The sequence below is a fragment of the Aquidulcibacter sp. genome (assembly GCF_049239865.1).
In the GTDB taxonomy this organism is placed as follows: domain Bacteria; phylum Pseudomonadota; class Alphaproteobacteria; order Caulobacterales; family Aquidulcibacteraceae; genus Aquidulcibacter.
Window position 1 is genome coordinate 1 of sequence record NZ_JBMLTR010000197.1, and the last position, 1,740, is coordinate 1,740.

Consider the following 1,740-nt stretch of genomic DNA (forward strand, 5'->3'; position numbering starts at 1 on the left):
CAAACAAACTGAAAAAGCACTTGCAAAAACCAGGGCGTCCACACACGCCTTTGCCACAGGCTTTGCCTAGGCAAAGGCTTCGTTCGAGTTTCAGCGCGCAAGTTGGGGTGTCAAGAGGCGCGCCTTTGGCGCGTCGGCGAAGCCGATTTCACCCCTTGACGCCCCAGCTTGCGCAATAACAATTGTCCGGCGGCTTCAAGGCAAGCGAAGTGGGGCCTTGAACCGTTCTGAGTGATTTGGCTGCCGCTCAGCATCGATGATCTCAGGCATTGCTTGATCATGGTGCGTCATGGGTTACCTCTAGCGGCTCTTTCGACCTTGCGAACCCCATTTATAGTTTTCAAGGAAGGGGAACCCTTCAAATTCAAGTGCATACATTAAGGTTTGACGACAAGGATAAGTGAACCCATTTTGCCATTGGACTGGCGTAGCACCAATGCCGCTCTGAGAAAGTGCCTCGTTAATCATCGTCATGTCCATGCTAACACCGATTTTGTCAGTCGTTGTATCAAACGTACCAAGATAGGCCGTTGTACCATCTTTGGCTTCGAATGATGGGGCGCCTAGGCAATTGTCCAAGTTCACAAGTGGGCCTTGTACAAACCAAAGACCAGCCGGTACCAGAACTGACCGATGACTCAAGAATGTCCCGTCGGGCAGAGGCAAGGCATCCCGTTCGCCAAACACTCCGAAGAAGTTGCTGCCCATAGGGTCGGATGGATCTGATCGCTCAATGAAGGTCAAAATCTGACGCTTTTTCTTGCTGCTCCTGACACTATAGATTAATCGCACTTGACCTGGTTGAAGGGCCGTAGCTTCAACGAGCTTGTTCGTCTTTATTCCAAATATATGCTGCCGCTTTCGAGCTTCATGAGCTTCCTTGCGGGTCACCTCATGGATGCTTGTAATACCCGGAATTTCTGGGTTGTCGGCCGAAATTGCAAGTGCGCTGAGGAGAGTTCTTTTGGCTGGCTCGGGACTCTTCCCGATAAGGGTACTTTGATAGATTGTCTCATTTTTCCAGGTCCGAACGATTTCACCCTTAGGTTGCTCCGCGCTGACATACGGTGACAAAGCCTGCACCAATTCGTTTCGATGCAACTTGGCTAGGCGTTCGCCTTCTTCATCTGGCAAGCGGACAAGTTGCCACCCCTTAGCAACCATGCAATGTTCGATATTAATATCTTTGCGCGCACCTTCCCAGTGTGCATTCATGGAGTCGATCACAATGATGCCGACGATGCCTGCGGTATAGGGAGCAGGTTCCGGACGGATCCCAGAAGCCCAATGGCTAATACAATTCTTGAGCTCGCCATCATGGCGGGCCATATCAGCGCCCGCCAAATTGAAATAAAGATATCCTGACGTTGCCTTCGTTAAATCAAAAGGCGCTCCCGACACAATCGAGGGCAGCGTTGCGCACAGAGCAAAGATCCATTTAATGTACTGCATTTCAATATCTTATGGAATTTGGTTTCGGTCTCAAGCATTCCACACTTAGCAATCTCGCGCTAGTGCGTCCACCTCAGAGGCTAACTACGTTGCATGTTGCTCCGCGCGCTCAGGAGTCGTCATAGGAAGTCTGGCCACAAGACCCCCGTTAGTGTTGGTGTCGCGTAACAAAATCTAGCAATTTCGAACAAATGGCTGCTGGCTTTAATTTCCACTGAGGTAGTGCTGGCACCAAGAAAAAACTGGTGCCGCAAACAGGATTCGAACCTGCGACCCCATCATTACGAA

The 1,740-nt window shown here is 50.5% G+C and carries 1 protein-coding gene; it reads right to left on the minus strand.

The genetic code is table 11. The features are described 5' to 3' along the window. Positions 1 to 300 precede the first annotated feature (300 nt). Complete coding sequence (locus tag ACOVRA_RS13930; protein ID WP_421720828.1) at positions 301 to 1,452, minus strand: hypothetical protein; 1,152 nt, start codon at positions 1,450 to 1,452, stop codon at positions 301 to 303. Between the last annotated feature and the right edge of the window lie 288 nt (positions 1,453 to 1,740).